This is a genomic window from Synechococcus sp. R55.2 (assembly GCF_047462075.1).
In the GTDB taxonomy this organism is placed as follows: Bacteria; Cyanobacteriota; Cyanobacteriia; order Thermostichales; family Thermostichaceae; genus Thermostichus.
Map to the genome: position 1 here is coordinate 22,943 of NZ_JANSIH010000138.1, position 6,472 is coordinate 29,414.

Sequence of the window (6,472 nt, forward strand, 5' to 3'; positions counted from 1 at the left end):
TAGCAAGGCCGGCAGGTGGGGATCCCCTCCCTTGGCTAGACGGCAATCAACTTCTCTCGGTTTATGTTCTGCAGCACACTAAAAATGCTGTTGCCAATGCGCTGGAACTCTTTACTGCTTTTGTCGGCAAAGTGCAACACCCAAGGGAGCCTGCAAGGCTGAAACCCACTAGCAGGATGAAGCTGAGAAAGATGGTAGGTTTGCAGGGCCAGTACTTCCAAGAGGGTGCTTCCATATTCGTGAATAACTCGCAATGGCCTTGCACTCCCAATGGAGCCTGAACCCTTCTTGATGGGCTGACTTGTTACTAGAGTAAATGACTTTTCAGGGTGATTGAAAATAATGGTGCCTATCGCAGCATCTTTATATCTGCCTTCTTCTTGAATCCCCATTCTTCCCGCGCCACTTTTGCGCACCCCAACAATATCCACAGCAATCTTTTCTTTTCTTAGTTCCTCAATTGTTTTATCAAATTCGCCTCTTTGAACTAAGCCATCCCTCATCAAAAGAACCTTTCTAGGGTATCGATGAAATTTGTTGTAGAATCTATTGACGAGCTTGGACACGGTTTGATAAATTGCCTCGCCGGAAAAAGTTTCTCCTCTTTGTATATCGGGCAACTCCCAGCCTAAGCTTTGACCATTGGCCAGTACCGCGAAGGCAGAGGTTCCGTAGTAAAGCTCTCGATTCGTCCCCACATCAAAACCAATGGTAAGCTCGGAGCACTCAGGATGATCGAGGGGTTCAAGCAACACGGGTTGCCACGCAGCTTTACACAGAAGTCCTAGTACGACATTTAGAGCTTTGTAGGGGTCAGCTCCAGGAATCATAAACTGAGTTGCTATTCCTGCTCGAAGTGCTTGCAAGCGGATCTTTTGCTTGTGCTCATTAGGCGACAAGGGCATGACAACCAGAACGGTTTTGATCCCTTTGTCGGCCCAGCTTTGCCAAAACCTCTGTTGAGCAAGGTCGCCTTCAGGCAAATCTTGACGGGTTGCGTAAAAGTCTATTTCAACTCTTGCTCCGCTCTTTTTAGCTACTTCAAGTAGGCACTTGCGAACCTCAGTAGGATACTCACGTTTATTATCGTCAAGATTTAGAAGTCCAAACTTTGTCTCGCCAACTCTTGCACATCCTTGGTACCTAACTCTCGCGGGGTTTTGGACTTGTCTATGACCAAACCCCAATAGCCTTGGCCTTGGCATAATGTATCCTTCTGCTTTTAGGGGATCAGCCTGAAAGTCAGAAATATTGTAGACATTTTTTATAATAGTTTTTGCGGTCTCTTTAGACTCTTTCAATCTCTCTTCTAAACTTTTTCTGATGTGCTCGCTAACCAAGGAGCTAACTTTTTTGCCAGTCCATCTTTGATCTTCTATACTTGCTAGCATCTCCAAAGTTAAAACAGGCGACAGTCTCCGCGATAGATGAAGGATAGGCTCTGCCTTTTGTCTGAAATTGCGTTCTCTCGAGACCACTTGAACCACCAGAGAGCCATCAACTTCTTCTGGAGTTGCTCCGTACTTCTGTACATGATAATCCGCTAAGCTAGTGTTTAGCTCCGCTAACCATACTTCCCTTGGCGACTGATTGGAAATAATGCCTCGATACTCCCAAGTTGGGTATTTATTATTTTTTGTCCTGTATGTGTTTCGTACAATTTCAATTGAGACATCTGGGTAATTTTCCAGCCACTCATGCAGCGTCCATGGGCTGTAGAAATGGTATCGGATGTCGATCTCTAGATAGAGCTTCTTATCTTGTCTAATAACAACGTCTAGCTCTCTTCCTCTGTGAACCTCCCACCCATCTCCGCAAAGTGGTTTTACTCCTTCCGAGTCCTTAATCCGTTCTACTCCTTCCAGACCCGTAACCCACCAGATCAATCCTCCTCCTGTTGATCGCTCAATCTCTGTTTTTTTGTACTTAGATCTTAGACTCCAATCTAGTTTCTTGCGCTCGAAAGTTTCTAGAGCCTGTCTCTCTGTAGGGTCTGTACAATCTAGAGCCTTAGAACCAAGCTCTTCCAACTCCCATTCCTCTGTTTTGAGTTTACTGGCCGGAACTTTTTCTCGGGTTATGATGCGATTTCCCAGACGAACAGCCATTACACCTAGCTGATTACAAATCTTGGAGAGAGCCCTCTGCTCCTCTCCTAGATCTGGAAGAGGGTTTGGCCTGCAACTATACTCATAGAAGGTGAGCTCTTCTTGAGTTAGCTCCTTGACGAAGAAGTGATTGAGTGTAGCCTCAACTTTTTGCTGGAGTAGGCTCATTGAGAAACTCTGCGTTTAAACTCCTTTCCATGATAAGCCTTCACCATCGATACTTAGCCAGGGATCCCTTTCTTCTACCCCAGTGACAATCAAGAGAGGGGGCTACGACGTAACCTTTGTCATAGTTGCCGACAAAGGCCCAGGTGCATAGGGCTGATGTGTACTTTGCCTGCACTTATGCAGATGGGGAACACCGTTGAGGAACGGCATGATTGGATATACTCAGCTCAGGGCTGCGCGGGCGCTTGCGATGACCTCTGCAAAACGGCTTGGCAAAATTCTGCTGGTGGACAGGGATCCCGCGGTTAACCGGCAGTTGAGATCCCACCTTGAGCAAGCTGGGTACAGCGTCCTTGAAGCGCAGAACAGCACTAAGGCTTTGGAAGCCATCATTCATCAATCGCCAGATCTGGTGCTGATGGAGTTGGCGCTGCCGGAGCTGAATGGGCTGGAGCTGTTGCAGATGATCCGCTCGGCCCGTTCCCGCTCGGAGTTGCCGGTGCTGATTCTTTCCGGCTACAACGATGCAGCGGCAATGGTGGCCGCCTTTGACCTGGGGGCAGATGACTACCTCACCAAGCCTTTCGTTCCAGAGGTTGTGCTGGCCCGCATTCGCTCGCAACTTGCTTTGGGCGCGGCCCAGGGAGCCTGTGCTGACAAGCAACCGAACCAGGTTGGCAATGGGCGCTACCAAATGGAACGTTTGATCGGCATCGGCGGCTTTAGCCAAACCTACCTAGCCCGCGATACCCATCGCCCCGGCCATCCCCTCTGTGTGGTCAAGCGCCTGCGACGCATGGATGACAAAGCAGAGGAAGACCGAACCGGGAAACACGAAAAAATAGCCGAAATTGCCAGGGCAGCCTTTGAGCGGGAAGCTAAAATTCTGGAGAAGCTGGGCCACCATCCTCATATTCCCAAGCTGTTGGCCCACTTTGAAGAAGACGGGCAGTTCTACACCGTGCAAGATTTTGTCCGGGGATCCTCGCTGCGGCAACACGCCAATCGGGGAGTGATCTGGTCGCCGGCCCAAACCGCCTACTTCCTCTGTGAGCTTCTCAAGATCCTTGTCTTTGTCCACCAGCACGGCGTTATCCACGGCGATATCAAACCCCCAAATATCATCCAAACCCGACGAGGCCAACGTACCCACTTCACCCTGATCGATTTCGGTGCCATCCAACACATTGGCAACCAGCCCGGCCAAGATCGCTTCCCCGGTGTCTTCATCGGCACCAGCGACTATGCTCCCCCTGAACAGTTGTCTGGCTGCCCCCGCTTCAACAGTGATATTTTCGCCCTTGGACGGGTGGCGGTGGAAATGTCCGTAGGGACGTTGCCGCAGATCGGCGAACCTTTGGCAGAAGCCATCCCCTTCGGCTTCGGGGATCCCCGCCTGCTGGCCATTTTGGAGCGCATGGTTGCTCCCGACGCAGATGCCCGTTACCCCACCGCCCAAGCGGTCTTGGACGAGATCCTGCCCCTATGCAGGCAACTGTTGGCAGAACGGTCTCGAGCCTCACAGCAGCCGGTGCTTGTGGGGCAAGGCAAGGTGGAAATCACGGCTGCGGGGCCAAATCTTCGCTGATCGCCTCTGCCTGAAACCGACCGCTCATGCCCACCACCTGCCACTCGGCGCTGCGATTTCCCTGGCGGAAGCGCAGCCGTCGGGCTCGCAACGGCACCACTTCTACAGCTTCTACCAGAAATTGTTGGTATTCGCCCAAATAGTCTCGGTAATCCGGGGGCAAGTCAGCGCTGCTGTTGATTTGAATCCAAAACACCCGTCCTGCTTCGTTGCCATAGGCGCGGATTTGTTCCTGGCCGCGGTATTGCTCCACCCCGCGCAGCCGCTGTCGTCCCACCTGCACAGACTCAGCCCACTCCGGCAAGGGATCCCCCAAGCTGATCGACCAAGCCGGCCCGCTCAGCCCTAGCCAACAGAGCAGCAGTAGCCCCCAAACCCAAGGCCATCTGTGCAGCGTGCTGTTCCCGGTTTTCAAGGCTCGGCCGAACATGGCAAGTTCTTCTCCGCAAGTGATCCCAATGCTTTTGGATGTTGAAAACAACTTCGTCTCAACGTAGGCGAAAGCCGATCCGACCGCCTTCAATATCAAAGGCAACGTCGGCGTTGAAAAACAGTGGCATGCCCAACAGTTGCACTCCTTGGTTGCCGTTAACAAAAATCCGATCCCGGCTGGGCGTAATGGGAAAGCCAACCCGAATGCGGTAGTCAAAAGCCCCCTCCAGCACAGCTCGCCATTCAGCGCCGGGGGGCAAGGTCGAGGTGGAGAAAGGAGCTGCCCCCAACAGCCTGACGTTGAGAAAAATGTCGGAAGAACCACTGTCAAAAACGGTGGGGCTGAGAGCATTTTGAATAGAAGTGTTGCTGATGCTGTAGGCCACTTGTAAAGCCTCATCCCGCCAGATGGGGGTGCCGTCGGGAAAGCTTCCCACCTGGGGAAACTGCCGGAAATTGAAGCCGACGGTGTTGGCAGCCGTTAGGCCAACCGTGAACAGGCCCTGGGTGGAGTTGAAGCCCCCCGTTTGAATAATGTACCCAGAGCGGAAATTGCCCGGAAGGCGGGTGAGCGGACTAAACAGCTCGCGGTCGGGGCTGCGCTCATCCAAGGACGTGCCTAGGATCCCGGCGAAGGGCCGCCCTTCTCCAAACAAGTTCTCTGAACAACTGGCCACCAGGGCGTCCACACAGGTGATCCGGTCGATCAACTGAATCGTTACCGGCTCCCGACTGGGGATCCCTCCTATGCTGAAGGGGGCGCGGGCCAACACCCCGATAAATTGCGTGCCATCTCCGAACGTCACGGTGGAAGGGATCCCCGTCCGCTCCAGGCCAAAGCGACCTGCCGCCGTCGCTACAATGCGCAAACCTGCCGAGCCCGTATCCAGGAGCAACTCTGCACCGGCTCCGGCCACCCCCACGTTCAAGCCCAGCAGTTTAAAGCGGCTGTTGCCCAGCGTGCGCACCGGCATGGGAATCGACTCGGTTCCCGGCTGAGGCGGGAGAGGGATCAACGCAGGGGGGGAAGCCACAGATTCCCCCTGGCCAGAACATCCGGCACCGAGCAGCAGCAAGGCCAAGATCCCAACTAGGGCGATTGCCATTCCCCAAGGGCTGTGCCAAGCCCGCCCAGACCGTGGCTCATTCTTTGGGCTTGACCTCACCTGCATTGAACACCCACACTAAGCCGATAAGGAGCGTATCCTGTCTGCAAGCGGCAAAGAACATTCCCATTGCCAGCATGCTCGAACCCGGAAGCATCGCGCGGCAATATTGGATCCCGGCCAAAGACAGTGTACACAAGGCCGACTGAGGGAGAGTGCGCAATACCGTCGTCAACTGTGGGGTTGCAGGGCTGGCTGGGCCGAAGCCTACAGCAGCAGCTCTGCCTGCCAATCGACTACCTTTTGGAAGCGAAAAGCGCCCGCCAGGGCCCCCCAAACCTGCTGGTGGGTGATGGGATCCATCCCTCGGTCATGGCTGCAAAACTCGCTCTCGCTCAGGTGCAAGGTGGTCTGCAGATAAGTGGCTTGGCCGTTGCGCACCACGCAACACCGGCACCCCGGCTCCGTCGCGCCGATGAAGAGGGATCCCTGCCTCTTCACATGCACATCACACCCCTCCAGATAGGCTAGGTCGGCAGCCTGCAGTTGACTCAGTTGGTCTGCCCTTTCCCGAGCACAGCCCCGCCACCGCTGCGGCTCCAGAGGGCGGTAGTTGCGAATCACGATCCCAGCGCTTGCCTGAGTCAATTCCACCACCGCCTGCCGATAGGGATCTTCCAAATGGCCACTGTAGGCTTGCTCCACATAAAAGCCGATCCCGCCCAAAACGTGGGCCGGCAAGGGGCGATAGGCCACCCGGATCTGGGCGAAAAACGGTGGATTTTCCCAGGCTTGCTCTTGGTTGCTGAAGTCTCCTGCCAACCAGCGCGCCATCTGCAGCAGCTCTGGGGAAGGAGTGCGATCCAACCCAATAGGCATAAGCGGGCATCCAGAACTTCTGTAAAAGGTGTGTACCGAAAATCTTAGGGAATCGAAGAGAACCTTCTCAGATTTTGCCCCAACCTCAGGCCCACCCAAGGATTGCAGCAAGTGTTAAATTATGTATCCTTTATGAGAATGTTCGCTCTGACACTGAAATGGCTCCCTTCCAAGCCGCAAAGCCGCGATTG

Annotated in this window: 5 protein-coding genes; 1 reads left to right on the forward strand and 4 read right to left on the reverse strand. The window is 53.9% G+C overall.

Going from position 1 to position 6,472, the window contains the following annotated elements:
- Nucleotides 1–35: 35 nt before the first annotated feature.
- Nucleotides 36–2,276, reverse strand: a complete 2,241-nt coding sequence (locus tag NW838_RS05235; protein WP_414427628.1) for an argonaute PAZ domain-containing protein — start codon at nt 2,274–2,276, stop codon at nt 36–38.
- Nucleotides 2,277–2,526: 250 nt separating this feature from the next.
- On the opposite strand from NW838_RS05235, the gene NW838_RS05240 reads away from it, so the two are divergent.
- Complete coding sequence (locus NW838_RS05240; RefSeq protein ID WP_414356833.1) at nt 2,527–3,864, forward strand: protein kinase domain-containing protein; 1,338 nt, start codon at nt 2,527–2,529, stop codon at nt 3,862–3,864.
- Here NW838_RS05240 and NW838_RS05245 read toward each other — a convergent pair.
- The 3 genes from NW838_RS05245 to NW838_RS05255 all read right to left on the reverse strand — a co-directional run bounded on the left by NW838_RS05245 (nt 3,836) and on the right by NW838_RS05255 (nt 6,281).
- On the reverse strand, nt 3,836–4,294 hold the full coding sequence (locus tag NW838_RS05245) for a hypothetical protein (protein ID WP_414356831.1): 459 nt from the start codon (nt 4,292–4,294) through the stop codon (nt 3,836–3,838). The two genes, NW838_RS05240 and NW838_RS05245, sit on opposite strands and share 29 nt — an antisense overlap.
- A gap of 58 nt (nt 4,295–4,352) precedes the next feature.
- Nucleotides 4,353–5,330, reverse strand: a complete 978-nt coding sequence (locus tag NW838_RS05250) for a hypothetical protein (protein ID WP_414356830.1) — start codon at nt 5,328–5,330, stop codon at nt 4,353–4,355.
- A 339-nt stretch (nt 5,331–5,669) separates the two neighbouring features.
- The gene (locus NW838_RS05255) at nt 5,670–6,281 is read right to left on the reverse strand and encodes a chromophore lyase CpcT/CpeT (RefSeq protein WP_414356828.1); all 612 of its coding nucleotides are present in this window, start codon (nt 6,279–6,281) and stop codon (nt 5,670–5,672) included.
- Nucleotides 6,282–6,472 lie beyond the last annotated feature (191 nt).